Genomic DNA, 19,773 nt, shown 5'->3' with positions numbered 1-19,773 from the left:
GCAACACCTTGAAACGGCCTGGCTTAGTCCAGGCCGTTTTTCATTCAGCCTTTTGGGGCTGCTTCGCAGCCCTACAGGATTGCGCAGGACCTTTGTAGGAGCGAGCTTGCTCGCGAAGGGCCGCAAAGCGGCCCCAACTGCCATGTCTTTCCATTAAAGTTCAGGCGCTTGCAAACGTCAGCGATCAGTAAATAGCCGGTAAAGGCGCTTTGCTAATTCTTCTCAACAACTTATCGTTCAGCCTCCTTCAAAGTTTCCTGCGTACTCATGGCCGAGAACCCGATGCAATCTTCCTCCCGTTCGTCCCGCCGCTGGCTCTTCAGCCTGTTGATTTTGCTGGTTATCGCCGGCCTGTGCTGGTGGCTGTGGCCCAGCGCTTCGACCCACACCACCCCGGCCGCCCAGGGCGACGCCAAGCCGCACAATGGCGGTGGCCGCCGTGGTGCGATGAGCGGGACGGGGCGTCCGGGCTTCGGTACATCCACCGCCAGTGTGCCTGTACGCGTGGCGGCGGCGACGGTGGGTGACTTCCCGCTGTACTACAAGGCTCTCGGTACCGTGACCGCGACCAACACGGTCAATGTGCGTAGCCGGGTGGCGGGGGAACTGGTCAAGATCCACTTCAAGGAAGGCCAGCAGGTCAAGGCCGGCGACCTGCTCGCCGAGATCGACCCGCGCAGCTACCAGATCGCCCTTCAGCAGGCCGAAGGCACCCTGGCGCAGAACCTCGCGCAACTGAAGAACGCGCAGATCGACCTGGCCCGCTATAAAGGCCTGTATGCCGAGGACAGCATCGCCAAACAGACCCTCGACACCCAGGCGGCGCTGGTGGCCCAGTACGAAGGCACGATCAAGACCAACCAGGCGGCGGTGGGCGACGCGAAGCTCAATCTTGACTTCACCAGGATCCGCGCGCCGATCAGCGGCCGCCTAGGCCTGCGCCAGCTCGACCTCGGCAACCTGGTGGCGGCCAACGACACCACCGCGCTGGTGGTAATCACCCAGACCCAGCCGATCACCGTGGCTTTCACCCTGCCGGAAAGCGACCTCGACACCGTGCTCGCCCGCTACCGCAGCGGCACGCCGCTGCCGGTGGAAGCCTGGGATCGCGGCGACACCCGCCAGCAGGCCAGCGGCGTGCTGGGCAGCATCGATAACCAGATCGACACCACCACCGGCACCCTGAAGTTCAAGGCGCGCTTCGAGAACAAGGACGAAGCCCTGTTCCCCAACCAGTTCGTCAACGTTCGCCTGCTCGCTGACACGCAGAAAAATGTGGTCCTTGCCCCGGCGGCAGCGATCCAGTTCGGCACCAACGGCACCTTCGTCTATGTGGTTGACGCCGAGAACAAGGTGCATATCCGCACCCTCAAGGTTGGCGCCAGTGATGGTGACAACACCGTGATCAAGGAAGGCCTGGCCAAGGGCGAGCGCGTGGTGCTGGAAGGCACCGACCGCCTGCGCGATGGCACCACGGTCGAGGTGGTGGACGATCCGGCCAAGGTCCCGGCCACCCCCGGCCAGCATTTGCAGGGTCAGGACAAACCCGCCGTCTCCGAAGCCCCGGCCGCTGAACGCAAGGCTGGCGCATGAACCTCTCGCGCCTGTTCATTCTCCGCCCGGTCACCACCACCCTGACCATGCTGGCCATCGTCCTGGCCGGCCTGATCGCTTACAAGCTGCTGCCGGTGGCGGCCCTGCCGCAGGTCGACTACCCGACCATCCGGGTCATGACCCTGTACCCCGGCGCCAGCCCGCAGGTGATGACCAGCGCCGTGACCGCGCCGCTGGAACGCCAGTTCGGGCAGATGCCGGGCCTTGAGCAGATGGCTTCCACCAGCTCCGGCGGCGCCTCGGTGCTGACCCTGCGCTTCAGCCTGGAAATGAACATGGACGTTGCCGAGCAACAGGTGCAGGCGGCGATCAACGCCGCCAGCAACCTGCTGCCCAGCGACCTGCCGGCGCCGCCGGTGTACAACAAGGTCAACCCGGCGGACACCCCGGTGCTGACCCTGGCGATTTCTTCGAAGACCATGCCGCTGCCCAAGCTCAACGACCTGGTCGATACGCGCATGGCGCAGAAGATCGCCCAGATCAGCGGCGTGGGCATGGTCAGTATCGCCGGCGGCCAGCGCCAGGCCGTGCGGATCAAGGTCAATCCCGAGGCACTGGCGGCCAACGGTCTCAATCTGGCCGACGTGCGTACCCTGATCGGTGCGTCCAATGTCAACCAGCCCAAGGGTAACTTCGACGGCCCGACGCGGGTGTCGATGCTCGACGCCAACGACCAGCTGCGTTCCCCCGAGGAATACGCCAATCTTATCCTCGCCTACAACAATGGCGCGCCGCTGCGCCTGAAGGATGTCGCCGAGATCGTCGACGGTGCCGAGAACGAGCGCCTGGCGGCCTGGGCCAACCAGAACCAGGCGGTGCTGCTGAATATCCAGCGCCAGCCGGGGGCCAACGTCATCGAGGTGGTCGACCGGATCAAGAGCATGCTCCCGGAGATCACCGACAACCTGCCAGCCGGCCTCGACGTGGTGGTGCTCACCGACCGCACCCAGACCATCCGCGCTTCGGTGCGCGACGTGCAGCACGAGCTGCTGTTCGCCATCGCTCTCGTGGTCATGGTCACCTTCCTGTTCCTGCGTCGGATCAGCGCCACCTTGATCCCGTCCATCGCCGTGCCGCTGTCGCTGATCGGCACCTTCGGCGTCATGTACCTGGCCGGCTTCTCCATCAACAACCTGACTCTCATGGCGCTGACCATCGCCACCGGCTTCGTGGTGGACGACGCCATCGTCATGCTGGAGAACATCGCCCGTCATATCGAGGAGGGCGAGACGCCATTCCAGGCAGCGCTCAAGGGCGCGCGGCAGATCGGCTTCACCCTGGTCTCGCTGACCTTCTCGCTGATCGCCGTGCTGATTCCGCTGCTGTTCATGGCCGACGTGGTAGGGCGGTTGTTCCGCGAATTCGCCATCACCCTGGCGGTGGCGATCCTGATTTCCCTGGTGGTCTCCCTGACCCTCACGCCGATGATGTGCGCGCGTTTGCTCAAGCGTGAGCCGAAACCGGAAGAGCAGGGTCGCTTCTACCGTGCCAGCGGCGCCTGGATCGACTGGCTGATCGAACACTATGGCCGCAGCCTGCAATGGGTGCTGCGTCACCAGCCGCTGACCCTGCTGGTGGCGGTGGCCACCCTCGGCCTGACCGTGCTGCTGTATATCGCCGTGCCCAAGGGCTTCTTCCCGGTGCAGGACACCGGGGTGATCCAGGGCATTTCCGAGGCGCCCCAGTCGATTTCCTTTACCGCCATGAGCCAGCGCCAGCAGGAACTGGCGGCGCTGATCCTCGAAGACCCGGCGGTGGAGAGCCTGTCCTCTTACATCGGCGTCGACGGCGACAACGCCACGCTCAACAGCGGCCGCCTGCTGATCAACCTCAAGCCCCATGGCGAGCGTGACCTGACCGCCGCCCAGGTGATCGCCCGTCTGCAACCGAAGGTTGACCGCCTCAGCGGCATCCGCCTGTTCATGCAGCCGGTACAGGACCTGAGCATCGAGGACCGCGTCAGCCGCACCCAGTACCAGTTCAGCCTGTCGTCGCCGGATGCCGAGATGCTCGCCACCTGGAGCGACAAGCTGGTGCAGACCCTGCACCAGTACCCGCAGCTCACCGACGTCGCCAGCGACCTGCAGGACAAGGGCCTGCAGGTCTACCTGGTGATCGACCGCGACGCCGCCAGCCGCCTTGGCGTGACAGTCACGGAAATCACCAACGCCCTGTACGACGCCTTCGGCCAGCGGCAGATCTCCACCATCTATACCCAGGCCAGCCAGTACCGCGTGGTGCTGCAGGCGGAAGCCGCGTCGACCCTCGGGCCCAAGGCGCTGGATGGCATCTACGTCAAGACCACCGCCGGCAGCCAGGTACGCCTGTCGGCCCTGGCCAAGGTCGAGGAGCGCCAGGCACAACTGGCCATTGCCCATATCGGCCAGTTCCCGGCGGTGATGATGTCGTTCAACCTGGCCGAGGGCGTGTCCCTGGGCGAGGGCGTGCAACTGATCGAGCAGGTGCAGAAGGACATCGGCATGCCGATCGGCGTGCAGACCCGCTTCCAGGGCGCGGCCGAAGCCTTCCAGGCCTCGCTGTCCAGTACGCTGCTGCTGATCCTCGCCGCGGTGGTGACCATGTATATCGTGCTGGGCGTGCTCTATGAGAGCTACATCCACCCGGTGACCATCCTTTCGACCCTGCCGTCGGCGGCGGTGGGCGCCTTGCTCGCGCTGATCCTCAGCGGCAACGACCTGGGCATGATCGCCATCATCGGCATCATCCTGCTGATCGGCATCGTCAAGAAGAACGCGATCATGATGATCGACTTTGCCCTGGAGGCCGAGCGGCACCAGGGCCTGGACCCGCAGACCGCGATCTACCAGGCCGCGCTCCTGCGTTTCCGGCCGATCCTGATGACCACCCTGGCCGCGCTGTTTGGCGCCGTGCCGCTGATGCTCGCCAGTGGCTCCGGCGCCGAGCTGCGCCAGCCGCTGGGCCTGGTGATGGTTGGCGGGTTGCTGGTCAGCCAGGTGCTGACGCTGTTCACCACGCCGGTGATCTATCTGTACTTCGACCGGCTCGCGCAGCGCTTCAAGAAGGCGCCGCCGGATGCCGCCGGAGAGCACGCATGAGCGACGTCCGCCTGCTGACGGGGAGTGCGTCGTGAACCTTTCCGCTCCCTTTATCCGTCGCCCGGTGGCGACCATGCTCCTGAGCCTGGCGATCATGCTGCTTGGAGGGGTGAGCTTCGGCCTGTTGCCGGTGGCGCCGCTGCCGAAGATGGACTTCCCGGTAATCGTGGTCTCGGCCAGCCTGCCCGGGGCCAGCCCCGAGGTGATGGCGGCCACGGTGGCAACGCCCTTGGAGCGCAAGCTGGGTACCATCGCCGGTGTCACCACGCTGACCAGCAGCTCCAGCCAGGGCTCGACGCGGGTGATCCTCGGCTTTGACCTCGATCGCGACATCGACGGCGCCGCGCGGGAAGTGCAGGCGGCCATCAACGCTGCGCGCAACCTGCTGCCCAGCGGCATGAAGAGCATGCCGACCTACAAGAAGATCAACCCGTCGCAGGCGCCGATCATGGTCCTGTCGCTGACCTCCGAGGTGTTGCAGAAGGGGCAGCTCTATGACCTGGCCTCGACCATCCTGTCCCAGAGCCTGTCCCAGGTGAATGGTGTCGGTGAGGTGCAGATCGGCGGCAGTTCGCTGCCGGCGGTGCGCATCGAGCTGCAACCGAAGATGCTTGCCCAGTACGGCCTGGCCCTGGACGACGTGCGTGCCAGCGTGGCCGCGGCCAACCAGCGCCGGCCCATGGGCTTCGTCGAGGATGACGCGCGCAACTGGCAGGTGCGGGCCAACGACCAGCTGGAAAAGGCCAAGGACTACGAACCGCTGGTGATCCGCTACCAGGACGGCTCGGTGCTGCGTCTGAGCGATGTGGCCAAGGTCACCGACGGCGTGGAGAACCGCTACAACAGTGGCTTCTTCAACGACCAGGAGGCGGTGCTGCTGGTGATCAACCGGCAGACCGGGGCCAACATCATCGAGACCGTCGAGCAGATCAAGGCCGAGCTGCCGGCCCTGCAATCCTTGCTACCGTCCAGCGTCACGCTGAATATCGCCATGGACCGTTCGCCGGTGATCAAGGCGACCCTCAAGGAGGCCGAGCACACCCTGCTGATCGCCGTGGTGCTGGTGGTGCTGGTGGTCTACCTGTTCCTCGGCAACCTGCGCGCTTCGCTGATCCCGACCCTGGCGGTTCCGGTGTCGCTGGTGGGGACCTTCGCCGTGATGTACCTGTGCGGCTTCTCCCTCAACAACCTGTCGCTGATGGCACTGATCCTCGCCACCGGCCTGGTGGTGGACGACGCCATCGTGGTCCTGGAGAACATCTCCCGGCATATCGAAGACGGCCAGCCGCCAATGCGTGCGGCCTACCTCGGGGCCAAGGAAGTGGGTTTCACCCTGTTGTCGATGAACGTCTCGCTGGTGGCGGTGTTCGTTTCCATCCTGTTCATGGGCGGTATCGTCAACGCGCTGTTCCGCGAGTTCTCCATCACCCTGGCGGCGGCGATCATCGTCTCCCTGCTGGTGTCCCTGACCCTGACCCCGATGCTCTGCTCGCGCTGGCTCAAGCCCCATTCCGCAGACGCCGGACAGACCCGCCTGCAACGCTGGAGCGACAAGGTCCATCAGCGCATGGTCGCCGGCTACGACCGCAGCCTCGGCTGGGCTCTGCGTCATCGGCGCCTGACCCTGCTCAGCCTGTTCGTCGCCGTCGGCGTCAACATCGCCCTGTACGTGGTAGTGCCCAAGACCCTGATGCCGCAGCAGGACACCGGCCAGTTGATGGGCTTCGTGCGCGGCGACGACGGTCTGTCGTTCACCGTCATGCAACCGAAGATGGAGATCTACCGTCGAGCCTTGCTCGCCGACCCGGCGGTGCAGAGCGTGGCCGGTTTCATCGGCGGCAACAGCGGCACCAACAACGCCATGGTCCTGGTGCGCCTGAAGCCGATCAAGGAGCGCAAGCTCGACGCCCAGGCGGTGATCGAGCGCCTGCGCAAGAACATGCCGCTGGTCCCGGGTGGGCGCCTGTTCCTCCAGGCCGACCAGGACTTGCAACTGGGCGGCGGTGGCCGCGACCAGACTACCTCGCAGTATCTCTATACCCTGCAGAGCGGCGACCTCAACGCCTTGCGCACCTGGTACCCGAAGGTGGTCGCAGCCTTGCGCGCGCTGCCGGAGCTGACCGCCATCGACGCCCGCGACGGCGGCGGCACCCAGCAGGTGACCCTGGTGGTCGATCGCGACCAGGCCAAGCGTCTGGGCATCGACATGAGCATGATCACCGCGGTGCTCAACAACGCCTACAGCCAGCGGCAGATCTCGACCATCTACGACAGCCTCAACCAGTACCAGGTGGTGATGGAGATCAACCCGAAATACGCCCAGGACCCGAGCACTCTGGAGCAGGTGCAGGTGATCACCGCCGATGGCGCGCGGGTGCCGCTGGCGACCATCGCCCACTACGAGAACACCCTGGCCGACGACCGGGTCAGTCACGAAGGCCAGTTCGCTGCCGACGATATCTCCTTCGATATCGCCGAGGGCCATAGCCCGGACCAGGCCCTGGCGGCGGTGGAGAAGGCAGTGGCCGCGGTCGGTCTGCCGGAAGAAGTGATCGCCAAGCTCGGCGGCACCGCCAACGCCTTCGTCAAGACCCAGCAAGGGCAGCCGCTGATGATCCTCGGCGCCCTGGTCCTGGTGTACCTGGTGCTGGGCATCCTCTATGAAAGCTACATCCACCCGCTGACCATCCTGTCGACGCTGCCGTCGGCCGGGGTAGGGGCCTTGCTGACCCTGTACGCCACCGGCGGCGAGTTCAGCCTGATCTCGCTGCTGGGCCTGTTCCTGCTGATCGGCGTGGTGAAGAAGAACGCCATTCTGATGATCGATCTGGCCTTGCAACTGGAGCGCCATGAAGGCCTGGACCCGGAAGAGTCGATTCGCCGCGCCTGCCTGCTGCGCCTGCGGCCAATCCTGATGACCACCCTGGCGGCCATCCTCGGCGCCTTGCCGTTACTGCTGAGCAGCGCCGAAGGCTCGGAAATGCGCCGGCCGCTGGGCTTGACCATCATTGGTGGCCTGGTCTTCAGCCAGGTGCTCACGCTCTACACCACCCCGGTGGTCTACCTCTATCTCGACCGCCTGCGCCATCGCTTCAACCGCTGGCGCGGCGTGCGTACCGATGCTGCCCTGGAAACCCCGCTATGAGCCAACGTCTGCTTCTTTCCGATCCGTCGCTGATGCGCCTGCTGGGGGCGCGTGGTTCGCGCCTGCTGGCCGCCAGCCTGTGCACGGCCATGCTCAGCGCCTGTACCTTGAGCCCGGATTACCAGCGGCCCGACATGCACGCCGAGGTGCCGTTCAAGCACGCCGAGGGCTGGACCCAGGCCACCCCGTCCGACGCTCTGGCCCGTGGTGCCTGGTGGGAGCTGTATGGCGATGCCCGCTTGAATTCGCTGGTCGAACAGCTCAATGCCGGTAACCAGACCGTACGCCAATACGAGGCCCAGTACCGTCAAGCGCAAGCCTTGGTGCGTAGTTCGCGGGCGTCACTGTTCCCCAGTCTGGACCTTAGCGCGAGCAAGAACCGTTCGAGCCAGGGCACCGGCAGCAGCAGTTCCAGCCTGAGCAACAACAGCAGCGGTATCCGCGACACCTACAGCACCCAGCTCGGGGTGAGCTGGGAAATCGACCTCTGGGGCAAGCTGCGCGAAGGCCTGAATGCCAACGAAGCCAGCGCCGAGGCGAGCTTTGCCGACATGGCCTCGATCCGCCTGAGCCAGCAATCGGAGCTGGTGCAGAACTACTTGCAACTGCGGGTGATCGACGAGCAGAAGCGCTTGCTGGAGAAGACCCTGGCGGCCTACCAGCGCTCGCTGAAGATGACCCGGAACCAGTACCAGGCCGGGGTTTCCGGCAAGGACGCGGTGGCCCAGGCGCAGACCCAGCTCAAGAGCACCGAGGCGGACCTGGTGGATCTGGTCTGGCAGCGCGCCCAGTACGAGAACGCCATTGCCGTGCTGCTGGGCAAGCTGCCGGCGGAGTTCTCCCTGGCGGCCAGCGACGACATTCCGGCGTTGCCGCAGATCCCGTTGTCCTTGCCGTCGCAGTTGCTGGAGCGCCGTCCCGACATCGCTTCGGCGGAGCGCAAGGTGATGGCGGCCAATGCCAATATCGGCGTGGCCCGTGCCGCGTACTTCCCCGATCTGAGCCTGAGCATGAGCGGCGGCTACAGCAGTAGCAGCTTCAGCAACTGGATCAGCCTGCCGAACCGCTTCTGGTCGGTGGGGCCGAGCCTGGCCATGACCCTGTTCGATGCCGGCAAGCGCTCGGCCGAGGTTGACCGCACCGAGGCGGTGTACGACCAGACCGTGGCGCAGTACCGGCAGACGGTGCTGGATGGTTTCCGCGAGGTGGAGAACTACCTGGTGCAGCTCAAGGTGTATGCCGACGAGTCCCAGGTGCGCCAGGAGGCGCTGGAGTCGGCGCGGGAATCGCTGCGCCTGACCGAGAACCAGTACAAGGCCGGGTTGATTGGCTACCTGGACGTGGTCAACGTGCAGACCACGGCGCTGAGCAACGAGCGCAGCGTGCTGACCCTGCTGCAGGGGCGGCTGGTGGCCAGTGTGCAACTGATCGCAGCGCTGGGTGGCGGCTGGGACGGGAATATGGTGTCGGCCGAGGAGTAACAAGGCTTTCGGGCCTCATCCACGGTTCTTGCTGGCACCGCTGAATTCCTGTGGCAGCGAGCTTGTCGGAGCGCCGAACCGTCGCGAAGGGCCGCATAGCGGCCCCAAATCCTGTCTGCACGGTGTGCCAGATGCATTCGGGACTCAGGTTTACGGCCGCTTCGCGCCCGTTCGCGAGCACGCTCGCTGCCACAAGGTACCGGGCAGCCCATCCCCGACCATCAGTTCATCCGCCCACCACGGAAACTCCGTGCGTTTCCTGAAAGCTTGAGTACAATCATCGGATTTTGCGCTGGCACATTGCCGTCGCCGTACCATCCGTGGATCCCTTCATGCTGATCGGCAGTTATTCCCCCTCCCTGGTCGTGATCTCCCTGTGCGTGGCGATCCTTGCGTCCTATACCGCCCTCGATCTCACCGGCCGCCTGGCCACGGCCAAGGGCCGTTCGGTGTACCTGTGGATGGCCGGTGGCGCGATGGCCATGGGCATGGGCGTGTGGTCGATGCACTTCATCGGCATGCTCGCCTTCAGCCTGCCAATCCAGTTGGGCTACGACGTCACCTTGACCCTGCTGTCGCTGATCATTGCCGTGCTGTCCTCGGGCTTTGCCTTGTGGCTGGTCAGCCAGCGCAGCCTGCCGTTGCGCATGCTTCTGCTCGGCGCCGGCATCATGGGCGCGGGCATCGCCTGCATGCACTACACCGGCATGGCGGCGATGCGCATGCAGCCGGGCATCCAGTACGACCCGCTGCTGTTCGGCCTGTCCCTGCTGATCGCCGTCGGTGCCTCCATGGCGGCGCTGTGGATCGCCTTCCGCCTGCGCCGCAACACCCCCTACGTGCGCCAGGTGCGCGGTGGTGCGGCGGTGATCATGGGGATCGCCATCGTCGGTATGCACTACACCGGCATGGCTGCGGCGAACTTCCCCGAAGGCAGCTACTGCGGTGCCTTCGAAGGCGGTTTCAACGGTGACGGCCTCGACTACCTGGTGCTGATCACCACCCTGGCGGTGCTTGCGGTGGCGCTGCTGACGTCGGTCCTCGACGCCCGCCTGGAAGCCCGCACTGCGGAGCTGGCGCGCTCGCTGACCCTGGCCAACCAGGAATTGACTCAACTGGCCCTGCACGACACCCTGACCGGGCTGCCCAACCGTACCCTGCTGGCTGACCGCATCGACCAGGCGATGAACAAGGTGGCCGAGCATGGCGGCCAGTTCGCGCTGATGTTCATCGACCTGGACGGCTTCAAGCCGGTCAACGACGCCTTTGGCCACCACACCGGCGACCAGTTGCTCAAGGAAGTGGCGGTGCGCCTGCGCGGCCACCTGCACAGCCAGGACACCCTGGCGCGCATCGGCGGCGACGAGTTCGTCCTGCTGGTGGAACTGGAAGACCCGGACGACGCGGTCAACGTCGCCGCCAAACAGGTCAACCTGGTGTCCCGTGCCTTCCGCGTCGCCGAGCAGAACCTGCAGATCTCGGCGAGCATCGGCATCGTCCTTTATCCCGGCAATGGCACCGATCAGCACGAGCTGCTGCGCAACGCCGACGCTGCCATGTACCACGCCAAGAGCAGCGGCAAGAACGCCTACAGCTTCTTCGACGTGTCGATGAACAGCAACGCGCGCCTGCAACTGCAACTGCTGCAGGACCTGCGCACTGCGGTGGAAGAAAAGCAGTTCCGTCTGTTCTACCAGCCAAAGTACGACGCCATCGGCCGTCATCCGATCGGTGCAGAAGCCTTGTTGCGCTGGGATCACCCGAGCATGGGCTTGCTCCTGCCGGATCGCTTCATTGTCCTCGCGGAGAAGACCGGGCTGATCATTCCCATCGGCGAATGGGTGCTGGAGGAGGCCTGCCGGCAGATGCGCGAGTGGGTCGACCAGGGCTACAGCGACTGGCGCATCGCGGTGAACCTCTCGGCCATCCAGTTCTGCCATGCCGGGTTGGTGGATAGCGTTGCCGCAGCGTTGCAGCGCAACAACCTTTCGCCCAACAGCCTGACCCTGGAAATCACCGAAACCACCGCCATGCGCGATGCCGACGCCAGCCTGTGCGTGCTGCAACGGCTTTCGGACATGGGCGTGGACCTGTCGATCGACGACTTTGGCACGGGCTATTCCAGCCTGATGTACCTCAAGCGCCTCCCGGCCAACGAGCTGAAGATCGACCGCGGCTTCGTGCGCGATCTGGAGCAGGACAGCGACGACGCAGCGATCGTCTCAGCGATCGTCGCACTGGGCCAGGCACTGGGCCTGCGCATCGTTGCCGAAGGCGTGGAAACCGATCGCCAGCAGGATTTCCTGACCCGACTGGGATGCGATTCGCTGCAGGGCTATCTGCTCGGCCAGCCGGTGCCGGCCGAGCGGTTTCTCAAGGATATCGAGCGGGTAAAGGCGGCTCAGGCTCGGGTTTGATTATCAGGCCGAGCGCTGCAGGGCACAGGACGGCCGGAAGGCTTCCAGCTCGTCTTCCACCGCCTCGATGATCCGCTCCACATCGTGGGCGGCCATGACGGTGGAGCAGGGGATGCCGGCAATCGCCAGCAGGGTTTCGCCGGTGGCCCGGTCGAACAGACGGGCGACCATGCTGCGCGGTGCATCCATGCTCGCTTCGAAGCCCAGCGGATGGAAATGCCAGCGCATCATCTGGCAGGCGCCCGGGAAGGTGAGTTTGTTCATGCAGGCCTCCTTGTACAACGCGACGATGACCCCGAATGAATCTGTAGGCCTTTTCCGGCCAGAGGCTAACCATAGCAGTATTACTTTGTAGGAAAAGGAATAATCCCCGCTGCTTTTTACCGTTCCATGACGGTTGTCACATTCCCATCATGACCGCGATTTTGCGCAAACGTTTTCTCCGCTGGTTTTGCCCGCAGGGGCAAGGCGAAACGACGGAATACCGACGGTCGCAGGACGTTTTGGGATCCAAGGTTTCCGACCAACGGCGTGATTGCAAATGCCTTTCATCCGCGTGCAGGTGATCAGCTCAGCAGACCGGCGGCGATATTCACGGTGAATCCGAGGATTGCCGTGTTGAACAGGAAGCCGATCAAGGAATGGAACAGCACGACCCGGCGCATGGTGCGGCCGCCGATGCCGACGTCGGAGGTCTGCACGGCGACGCTGATGGTGAAGGAAAAGTAGTGGAAGTCCCAGAAGTCGGGATGGCGCTCGCCGTCGGCGAAGCGCAGTGGCGGTTCCTGGCCATCGCTGGTGTAGAACAGGCGGGCGTAGTGCAGGCTGAAGATGGTACCGATCAGCAGCCATGAGCCGGCCACGGTCAGGCCGGTCCAGGCGTAGTGCAGGAGCAGCGCCTGGCCTTGCAGGTCCTTGCTGCCCACCAGTTGCAGGGTCACTGCGGCGAGGCTGGCGATCGCTGCGATGCTGACCACGAACAGCACCAGCACGGCGTTTTCGTCTTCTTCCTCCGCGACGTGCCGCACCTTGTCGGCACCACCCTTGCAGGTTAGTCGCAGGACCAGCGCCAGGTACAGCCAGACCGCGATGTTCCAGCCGGCGAGGATATGCTGGACCTTGTCGCCGGCCGGGATCAGCAGGCCGCCGACGATGCCGAGCAAGGCGGCGAGGCTCAGGCGGGGGTGGGTGCGGGGAAGTTGGTGGAATGCCATGGGACCTCGTTGCGCTTGTTGACCTGGCAACTGTAGACGCTGTGGCGGGTCTGGGTGTTCCGCGTCGCTGTTGATGGCCTAATCGCGGGCCGGACCTGCTGACAGCGGTCTGAAAGCACTTGCCCCCGTTTCCTGCCTCGGTCATCCTGCGCCGCTCCGGTTACCCCTGCTGTCGAGGAACCCCAAGGTTTGCCCGAGTCACTGCCCAACCCGCTGCTGCAATACCTCGCCCGACTGGCACCTTCCAGCCAGTTGACCATGAAGTACGTCCTCCAGGACGCCGCCGACCGCCTCGGTTTCGACGACATCGATATCGTCGAGGTGCCCTGGCACCAACTCGACCCCACTCATGTCACCGACCTGGTGGCGGCGTTGCGCACGGATGGCTACGCGCCGAACAGCACCTCGCTATACGTCAACGCCATTCGCGGAGTGATGAACGAAGCCTGGCGCCTGGGCCTGATCGACCAAGAGCGCCTGTTGCGCATCCGCGAGGTCAAAGGCGTGCAGGGCAGTCGCCTGCCGGTAGGGCGCAATCTCAAGCGCACGCTGATTCGCGAGCTGATGGACGCCTGCGCCGCCGACCCGCGACCCCAGGGCCTGCGCGATGCAGCGGTGATCGCCCTGTTGTATGGCACCGGCATGCGCAAGTCCGAGTCGGTGGATATCGACCTGGCCGATGTCGACTTCGCCGAGCGCAGCCTGCAGGTGCTGGGCAAGGGCAACAAGCAACTGATCAAGTACGCGCCGGTATGGGCCTTCGAGAAGCTCGAAGCCTGGCTGAAATTCCGTCGCGAGCAGCTGCCGGCGGGGCAGGCGGACGACAGCTTCCTGTTCAACCGTATCCGCCGCGGCAGTCATATCACCCGCGAACGCATCACCAAGCACGCCATCTACTACATCGCCCGCCAGCGCGGCCAGCAGGTCGGGGTGAAGATCATGCCCCACGATTTCCGCCGCTCGTTCATCACCCGGGTGATCGAGGAGCATGACCTGTCGATCGCGCAGAAGCTGGCGCACCACAGCAATATCCAGACGACGGCCAACTACGACATGCGCGATGACAACGAGCGGCGGCGGGCGGTGGATCGGTATGACTATTGATGATTCTCCGGACGCTGTTGCTCCGAAGTCCTTCACTGCATATCAGCCCTGGCGTTTTTTCACCAGCGCCGCGATATCGGCAATACTTGACGCCGCCGTGATATCGCCATGTTCCAGGTGAATACCAAAATGTTCCTTCAACATTCCGGTGATCTCCGCCAGGTTGAGCGAGTCCACATCCAATTCCTCCAGTTTGCTCTTGGGGCCGATTGGTTTTCCGCAATTCATGTAGTCTTCGATCAAAAGTACAATTGTTTCAACGCTCATCTTCGCTTCTCCGTTATCCATGAGTTCCATCAAAACACCCATCGCCTCCGACAGCCCGCCTCAGCCGCGTACTGACGTCATCGATTAAATCCCCCACTGTCTCCAGGCGCTCGCTGTCCTCGTCGGGGATCTCGATATGGAACTGGTCTTCAACCAGGATCAGGATCTCCAGTGCATCCATTGAGCTGATGCCAAGGTCATCGCGAAAGTGCTGGTCGCGGTTGACCCGCGCGAGGTGTTTCTTGTGGGCGACGATGGAGTAGACGAGGGTTTCGGTATCTTCCTGTGCGCTCATGGCGGCGGTACTCCGGCAGGACCGTGACCACTACTGGGTGACAGGGCTATTTCAACAGAGCCGCCGCTCGCGTGAAACTGACAGAAATATCAGGTACCTCAGCCAGCCGAGTATCCGTTTCGCGCATAGCTGCCATGCACGAAGCGGTGACCTCGCGACGCCGGGACGGGTGCTATAGTCGCGCCACCCGGCTTGGCCAAGCTGCCTGATTCCCGCCTCGCACAAGGAGCGCCTGTGAGCACCTTCACCTATTCGGTCAGCCCCGAGATTTTCCACGACCACCCCGATTACCGCCGCGGCGTGGTGGTGTTCCGCAACCTCGACAACCGCCGTCCCGACGCCGAACTCACCGCGCAGTTGCGCGCCGGTGAACACAGCGTGCGCCAGCGCATCACCGGCAACCCCGCCGACTTCCCGCAGATCGCCGCCTGGCGTGACGCCTATCGGCGTTTCGGCGCCAAGCCGTCGGAGCACCGCAGCGCCATCGAGGCCCTGAGCCGCCGTGTGCTCAAGCCCGACAGCCTGCCGGATATCAATCCGCTGGTGGATATCGGCAACCTGTTGTCCCTGCGTTACCTGCTGCCTGCAGGCGTACATCCTATCGGTCTGCAGTCGCGGGCAATCGAGTTGCGCAAGGCCCGTGACGACGACCGCTTCCTGATCGAGCAAGGCGTGGAGCCGGAAAGCATCGCCAGCGGCGAGATCGTCCTCGCCGCCGGCTCGCGGGTCCTGACCCGGCGCTGGACCTGGCGTCAGGCCGCCGATACCCGCACCCTGGCCGATACCGATTGCGTGTTCTTCGATATCGACGGCCTGCCGCCCACCAGCGCCGCCGATGTGCAGGCGGCCATGGCCGACCTGGTGGAGCTGGTGGCGCGCTTCTGTGGCGGCGAGTGCCTGGGTCATGGCGTGCTGCACGCCGGGCAGCCGACCCTGACCCTCGATCTCGCCTGAGTACCCGCCATGGGCCCGGCCTTCAACAACCTGAGCATCGGCCAGTTGCGGGTGCTGCTGACCCTGCTGGACGTGCGCAACCTCAGCCACGCGGCAACGCGCCTGGGCACCAGCCAGTCGGCACTGAGCCGGCATCTGGCGCAGTTCCGCGAGGCTTTCGGCGATCCGTTGCTGGTGCGCCAGGGCCGCCAGTACATCCTCAGCGAGCGTGGCCTGGAGTTGCTGGAGCCGATCAAGGCCGTGCTCGGCCAGCTTGAAGAACTGGGCACGCCGTCGCAGTTTTCCCCGGCCACTTGCGAGCGGCGTTTCGCCCTGGCCGGCTCCGATCATGTCGCCCAGTACATCCTCCCCGAACTGTTGCGCGACCTGGCCGAGGTGGCGCCACGGGTCAGCATCGACTTCCGCCCCTGGGAGGCCAACCGCTTCGACTGGCTGGCCAGCGGCAAGATCGACCTGGCCACCAGCATGATCGAGGACACCCCGGCGGAGTTTCACGGCCGGGTGATCGGCGAGGACATGGCGGTGTGCTGCATGCGTCAGGATCATCCGCTGGCGGCGATGGAGACCTTGGGCGTCGAGCAGTTCCTCGCCTGGCCGCACCTGAAGATCAGCACCGGCGGCGACAAGGACAGTTTCGTCGACGCCTGGCTGCGCAAGCACAACCTGCACCGCGACCTGAAACTGACCGTGCCGTACTACTCGGCGGCGCTGGCGGTGCTGCGCAGCAGCGACATGCTGCTGATGCTGCCGGAGCACATTGCCCGCAAGTGGGCCGAGCAGGGCGGGGTCTGCTATCGACCGCTGGCGTTCGTCCAGCACCCGTTCCGCTACTGGGTGGTCTGGCACAGCCGTACTCATGGCTCTGCGGAGCAGCAGTGGTTTCGCAAGTTTATCTATGAACATTGCCGCGGTTCGCAGTTCCTCAGTCCCGGCGCCTGAAACTATCCATTCCCCGCATAGTTGCCATTCAGTCTTGCCGGCTGCTCATCGCGCTAGTTGCTGTTAACTTGAACTTCGACGAAGTACCAAGACAACTTCGCAGCCAATAAACACCTGTTATTCAACCTGCCAACTATCGTCGGGCTGCGGTTTCGGTCGCGCCCGAAAAACAATACGGACAACAAGACGATGAGCAGAGCCACAACTTCCGACCCCGCCCTGGCGCGGGGTCTGTCCAATCGCCATATCCAGATGATCGGTCTCGGCGGTGCCATCGGCACCGGCCTGTTCCTCGGCAGCGCCGGGGTGATGAAACTGGCCGGGCCCTCGCTGCTGCTGGGCTACGCCTTCGCCGGCCTGATCGCCTTCCTGATCATGCGCCAGCTCGGCGAGATGCTGGTGGACGAGCCGGTATCCGGCTCCCTCAGCCACTTCTCCAACAAATACTGCTCGGGCTTCCTCGGCTACCTGGCGGGCTGGAACTACACCGCCGGCTATATCCTGGTGGGCATGGCCGAGCTCACCGCAGTGGGCAAGTACGTACAGTTCTGGTGGCCGGAAGTGCCCACCTGGGCCTGCGCCGCGTTCTTCTTCGTGCTGGTCAACGGCCTCAACCTGCTGGCGGTGAAGATCTACGGCGAGGCCGAGTTCTGGTTCGCGGTGATCAAGGTGACCGCGGTGCTGATGATGATCGGCCTCGGCGCCTGGCTGCTGTTCGGCCCGACGCCGCCGGCGGGGGCCACGGTGAGCAACCTGTGGAGCCAAGGCGGCTTCGTGCCCAACGGCATCGGTGGTCTGTTGCTGGCCATGCCGCTGATCATGTTCGCCTTCGGTGGCCTGGAGTTCATTGGTTTCACCGCCGGCGAGGCCCGGGATCCGCAGCGCACCATTCCCAGCGCGATCAACAAGGTCCTGCACCGTATCGGCCTGTTCTATATCGGCGCCCTGGCGGTGCTGCTGGCCCTGACCCCGTGGGACGACCTGGTGGCCTCGCTGTCGGCTGGTGGCGATCCGTACAGCGCCAGCCCGTTCGTGAAGATCCTCGACCTGCTGGGCATCGGCGCCGCCGCCCACGTGCTCAACCTGGTGGTGCTGACTGCGGCGCTGTCGGTGTACAACGGCGTGGTCTACTGCACCGTGCGCCAGTTGCACGCCATGGCCGGGCAGGGCCATGCGCCGCAACGCCTGCTCAAGCTCAACCGCAACGGGATTCCGGTGAATGCGCTGTTCGTCACGGCGGCGGTGACTGCGCTGGCGGTGCTGCTGAACTGGGTTTCGCCCAACGGCACCCTGGAGTTGCTGATGGCCCTGGTGGTTGCCACCACCATCATGAACTGGATGCTCACCAGTTATACCCACCTGAAGTTTCGTCGGGCCAAGCAGGCGAAAGGGGAAAGTACAACTTACCAGTCTCCGCTGTTTCCCCTGAGTAACTATCTGTGCATTGCCTTTATTGGCGGAATCATGGCGATCATGGCCTTTATTCCTTCCATGCAACTTTCCGTCTGGCTGATTCCGCTCTGGTTGATGTTGATCTATGGCACTTACCGCAAATATCACGCGAGCAAGTCCGGCGCACTGCACTTCGAATAATCCGCAACAGGTCATAACGATGAAAAACCAACTCCCTGCTGTTCAACAGCTCACGGGCGGCGAAGCCCTGGTCGAAAGTCTCAAGCTGCATGGTGTCGATACCGTGTTTGCCTTGCCCGGTGCGCAGATCTACGGCCTGACCGATGCCCTGGCGCGCAGTGCCGACAGCATCCGCACCCTCGGCGCCCGCCACGAGCAGACCAGCGCCTACATGGCCTTCGGCTACGCCCGTTCCACTGGCCGCCCCGGCGTGTTCAGCGTGGTGCCCGGCCCCGGCATCCTCAATGCCAGCGCCGCGATGCTCACCGCTCACGGTTGCAATGCGCCGGTGCTGGCGCTGACCGGCGATGTCATGAGCGGTTTCAAGGATCGCGGTCGCGGCCAGTTGCACGAGCTGCCACGGCAGCTGGAAATCCTCCAGGGCATCGGCAAGCACGCCGCCCATGTCGAGCAGCCGGCGGATGCGCCCTGGCAGGTGGCCCAGGCGTTCCAGGCCATGCAGTCCGGGCGCCCGGGGGTGGTGTCGCTGCAGGCGTCGTGGGACTTCTTCACCCGCAGCGCTGCCGTGCGTCTGCAGGCACCGCTGACCCTGCAGGCGAAGCCACCTGTGGATACCGACGCCGTTGAACGAGCGGCGAAGCTGTTGAGCGCGGCCAAGGCGCCAATGATCTTCGTCGGCTCCGGTGCCCTGGAAGCCAGCGCCGAGGTCGGCCAACTGGCGGAGGTACTGGGGGCGCCGGTGGTGAGTTTCCGGGGCGGCCGCGGCGTGGTCGCCGACGATCATCCGCTGGGCTTCACCGTGGCCGCCGGTGCGCGCCTGTGGCCGCAGACCGATGTGGCGGTGGTGATCGGCTCGCGCTTCGAACTGCTGGATATTCGCTGGCGCCACCGTCCTGCGGGACTGAAGCTGATCCGCATCGATATCGATCCCGCCGAGGTGCGGCGCATGCCCGCCGAGGTCAACCTGCTGGCGGACGCCGCCGAGGGTGCCAGCGCTTTGGCCGAGGCGGTGCTGCGTGTCGGCCCGCCACGCCGTCGCGACGCGGAAATCTCCGAGGCCAAGGCCGCGGCGGAGCAGGCCATCCAGTGCGTGCAGCCGCAACTGGATTACCTGCGGGTGATCCGCGACGTGTTGCCTCGGGACGGTTTCTTCGTCGAGGAAATCTCCCAGGTGGGCTTCACCTCGATCTTCGGTTTCCCGGTGTATCGGCCCCGCACCCTGGTCACCTCGGGGCACCAGGGCACCCTCGGCTTCGGCTTCCCCACGGCGCTCGGGGTCAAGGCGGCGCATCCGAAGAAGGCGGTGGTGTCGGTCTGCGGCGACGGCGGCTTCATGTTCGCCGCCCAGGAGCTGGCCACGGCGGTGCAGTATGGACTGAACCTGGTGACCATCGTGTTCAACAACAATGCGTTCGGCAACGTCTACCGCGACCAGCACGAAAGCTTCGGCGGTCGCCTGCTCGGTTCGGAACTGGTGAACCCGGACTTCGTTCGCTTCGCCGAATCCTTCGGCGTGCAGGCCTTGCGCGTGGCCTCGCCGGCGCAACTGCGGCCGGTGCTGGAACAGGCCTTCGCTGCGGACCGTCCGGTACTGATCGAGGTCAGCGTGCCGCGGGGCAGCGATGCCAGCCCGTGGCAGTTCCTTCACCCGACCTTTGCCCACTGAGGAGACC

14 protein-coding genes are annotated in these 19,773 nt (G+C 64.6%); 10 read left to right on the top strand and 4 right to left on the bottom strand.

Annotated elements, in window-relative coordinates; translation table 11 throughout:
* Positions 1–282: 282 nt before the first annotated feature.
* From AC5QPF_RS17640 to AC5QPF_RS17620, 5 genes are all read left to right on the top strand, one after another.
* Positions 283–1,593 carry an MdtA/MuxA family multidrug efflux RND transporter periplasmic adaptor subunit gene (locus tag AC5QPF_RS17640; protein ID WP_494959117.1) on the top strand — a complete coding sequence of 437 codons (1,311 nt, stop codon included), beginning with the start codon at positions 283–285 and terminating at the stop codon, positions 1,591–1,593.
* A complete protein-coding gene (locus AC5QPF_RS17635; protein WP_494959116.1) occupies positions 1,590–4,691 on the top strand; it encodes an MdtB/MuxB family multidrug efflux RND transporter permease subunit in 3,102 nt (1,033 codons plus the stop codon). The genes AC5QPF_RS17640 and AC5QPF_RS17635 overlap by 4 nt, the downstream gene beginning before the upstream one ends.
* Positions 4,692–4,722: 31 nt before the next feature.
* Complete coding sequence (locus tag AC5QPF_RS17630) at positions 4,723–7,836, top strand: efflux RND transporter permease subunit (protein ID WP_494959115.1); 3,114 nt, start codon at positions 4,723–4,725, stop codon at positions 7,834–7,836.
* A complete protein-coding gene (locus tag AC5QPF_RS17625) occupies positions 7,833–9,317 on the top strand; it encodes an efflux transporter outer membrane subunit (RefSeq protein ID WP_494959114.1) in 1,485 nt (494 codons plus the stop codon). Before AC5QPF_RS17630 ends, AC5QPF_RS17625 begins: the two co-directional genes overlap by 4 nt.
* 332 nt (positions 9,318–9,649) lie before the next feature.
* Complete coding sequence (locus tag AC5QPF_RS17620) at positions 9,650–11,734, top strand: EAL domain-containing protein (protein WP_494959113.1); 2,085 nt, start codon at positions 9,650–9,652, stop codon at positions 11,732–11,734.
* A gap of 3 nt (positions 11,735–11,737) precedes the next feature.
* Here the strand turns inward: AC5QPF_RS17620 and AC5QPF_RS17615 are convergent, their stop codons facing one another.
* Both AC5QPF_RS17615 and AC5QPF_RS17610 read right to left on the bottom strand, forming a co-directional pair.
* A complete protein-coding gene (locus tag AC5QPF_RS17615; RefSeq protein ID WP_330078133.1) occupies positions 11,738–11,998 on the bottom strand; it encodes a DUF1652 domain-containing protein in 261 nt (86 codons plus the stop codon).
* Positions 11,999–12,300: 302 nt separating this feature from the next.
* Complete coding sequence (locus AC5QPF_RS17610; RefSeq protein WP_494959112.1) at positions 12,301–12,948, bottom strand: DUF1345 domain-containing protein; 648 nt, start codon at positions 12,946–12,948, stop codon at positions 12,301–12,303.
* Between the two features lie 189 nt (positions 12,949–13,137).
* Here AC5QPF_RS17610 and AC5QPF_RS17605 point away from each other — a divergent pair, with 189 nt between their 5' ends.
* Complete coding sequence (locus tag AC5QPF_RS17605) at positions 13,138–14,052, top strand: site-specific integrase (protein ID WP_500862556.1); 915 nt, start codon at positions 13,138–13,140, stop codon at positions 14,050–14,052.
* A gap of 42 nt (positions 14,053–14,094) precedes the next feature.
* Here AC5QPF_RS17605 and AC5QPF_RS17600 read toward each other — a convergent pair whose 3' ends face one another.
* Together AC5QPF_RS17600 and AC5QPF_RS17595 are read right to left on the bottom strand one after the other, a co-directional pair.
* Positions 14,095–14,319 (bottom strand): phosphopantetheine-binding protein, encoded by a 225-nt coding sequence (locus AC5QPF_RS17600; protein ID WP_494959111.1) that lies wholly within the window; start codon positions 14,317–14,319, stop codon positions 14,095–14,097.
* A 13-nt stretch (positions 14,320–14,332) separates the two neighbouring features.
* A complete protein-coding gene (locus tag AC5QPF_RS17595) occupies positions 14,333–14,614 on the bottom strand; it encodes a phosphopantetheine-binding protein (RefSeq protein WP_494959110.1) in 282 nt (93 codons plus the stop codon).
* Positions 14,615–14,848: 234 nt separating this feature from the next.
* Between AC5QPF_RS17595 and AC5QPF_RS17590 the strand changes: the two genes are divergently transcribed.
* The 4 genes from AC5QPF_RS17590 (at position 14,849) to AC5QPF_RS17575 (ending at position 19,766) form a co-directional block, all read left to right on the top strand.
* The gene (locus AC5QPF_RS17590) at positions 14,849–15,568 is read left to right on the top strand and encodes a phenylalanine--tRNA ligase beta subunit-related protein (RefSeq protein WP_494959109.1); all 720 of its coding nucleotides are present in this window, start codon (positions 14,849–14,851) and stop codon (positions 15,566–15,568) included.
* Between the two features lie 9 nt (positions 15,569–15,577).
* Complete coding sequence (locus AC5QPF_RS17585; RefSeq protein ID WP_494959108.1) at positions 15,578–16,507, top strand: LysR substrate-binding domain-containing protein; 930 nt, start codon at positions 15,578–15,580, stop codon at positions 16,505–16,507.
* Positions 16,508–16,696: 189 nt separating this feature from the next.
* Positions 16,697–18,100 (top strand): amino acid permease, encoded by a 1,404-nt coding sequence (locus tag AC5QPF_RS17580; RefSeq protein ID WP_494959107.1) that lies wholly within the window; start codon positions 16,697–16,699, stop codon positions 18,098–18,100.
* A 19-nt stretch (positions 18,101–18,119) separates the two neighbouring features.
* Positions 18,120–19,766 carry a thiamine pyrophosphate-dependent enzyme gene (locus AC5QPF_RS17575; protein WP_494959106.1) on the top strand — a complete coding sequence of 549 codons (1,647 nt, stop codon included), beginning with the start codon at positions 18,120–18,122 and terminating at the stop codon, positions 19,764–19,766.
* Positions 19,767–19,773: the final 7 nt, after the last annotated feature.

Source organism: Pseudomonas sp. Con_6 (assembly GCF_059379395.1).
This window is presented reverse-complemented; position numbering and strand designations above follow the sequence as displayed.

Bases quoted from the DNA above. Each gene is read 5' to 3' on its own strand.
- AC5QPF_RS17640 (WP_494959117.1), top strand. From the start codon at position 283: ATGCAATCTTCCTCCCGTTCGTCCCGCCGCTGGCTCTTCAGCCTGTTG.
- AC5QPF_RS17635 (WP_494959116.1), top strand. From the start codon at position 1,590: ATGAACCTCTCGCGCCTGTTCATTCTCCGCCCGGTCACCACCACCCTG.
- AC5QPF_RS17625 (WP_494959114.1), top strand. From the start codon at position 7,833: ATGAGCCAACGTCTGCTTCTTTCCGATCCGTCGCTGATGCGCCTGCTG.
- AC5QPF_RS17620 (WP_494959113.1), top strand. From the start codon at position 9,650: ATGCTGATCGGCAGTTATTCCCCCTCCCTGGTCGTGATCTCCCTGTGC.
- AC5QPF_RS17615 (WP_330078133.1), bottom strand. From the start codon at position 11,998: ATGAACAAACTCACCTTCCCGGGCGCCTGCCAGATGATGCGCTGGCAT.
- AC5QPF_RS17610 (WP_494959112.1), bottom strand. From the start codon at position 12,948: ATGGCATTCCACCAACTTCCCCGCACCCACCCCCGCCTGAGCCTCGCC.
- AC5QPF_RS17600 (WP_494959111.1), bottom strand. From the start codon at position 14,319: ATGAGCGTTGAAACAATTGTACTTTTGATCGAAGACTACATGAATTGC.
- AC5QPF_RS17595 (WP_494959110.1), bottom strand. From the start codon at position 14,614: ATGAGCGCACAGGAAGATACCGAAACCCTCGTCTACTCCATCGTCGCC.
- AC5QPF_RS17585 (WP_494959108.1), top strand. From the start codon at position 15,578: ATGGGCCCGGCCTTCAACAACCTGAGCATCGGCCAGTTGCGGGTGCTG.
- AC5QPF_RS17580 (WP_494959107.1), top strand. From the start codon at position 16,697: ATGAGCAGAGCCACAACTTCCGACCCCGCCCTGGCGCGGGGTCTGTCC.
- AC5QPF_RS17575 (WP_494959106.1), top strand. From the start codon at position 18,120: ATGAAAAACCAACTCCCTGCTGTTCAACAGCTCACGGGCGGCGAAGCC.